We start from the raw sequence: 556 nt of genomic DNA, 5'->3' as shown, positions 1-556 counted from the left end.
TGCCGACGTGGATGCCGTGGAGGCGCACGGGACGGGGACGACGCTGGGTGATCCGATCGAGGCGCAGGCGCTGCTCGCGACGTACGGGCAGGACCGGGAAGTCCCGCTGCTGTTGGGGTCGATCAAGTCGAACATCGGGCACGCGCAGGCGGCGGCCGGTGTCGCTGGCGTGATCAAGATGGTGCTGGCGATGCAGAACGGTGTGCTGCCGCGCACGCTGCACGTGGACGCGCCGTCGTCGCACGTCGACTGGACGGCCGGCGCCGTCGAGCTGCTGGCCGAGGCCCAGGAGTGGCCGGAGGCCGGCCGTCTGCGCCGGGCGGGTGTGTCGTCCTTCGGGATCAGCGGGACCAACGCCCACGTGATCCTGGAGCAGGGCGAGCCCGACGCCGTGCAGGAGGCTGCGGAGGCGGCGGGGGCGATGCCCTGGGTGGTGTCCGCCACGTGCGAAGCGGCGTTGGACGCCCAGGTCGCGCGCCTGACGGAGCTGGATGAACTCCAGGCCGCCGATGTGGCGTTCACCCTGGCCGGGCGGACGGCCTTCCCGCACCGCGCG

1 protein-coding gene is annotated in these 556 nt (G+C 73.0%); it reads left to right on the top strand.

Annotated elements, in window-relative coordinates; all coding sequences use genetic code 11:
- On the top strand, window positions 1–556 hold a 556-nt coding region (locus tag PUR71_RS04545), incomplete at both ends, for a ketoacyl-synthetase C-terminal extension domain-containing protein (RefSeq protein ID WP_329925011.1).

The sequence above is a fragment of the Streptomyces sp. SP17BM10 genome, assembly GCF_036322405.1.
Taxonomy (GTDB): domain Bacteria; phylum Actinomycetota; class Actinomycetes; order Streptomycetales; family Streptomycetaceae; genus Kitasatospora.
The sequence above is the reverse complement of the archived record's forward strand: the minus strand, read 5'-3'. Positions and strand labels throughout refer to the sequence as shown.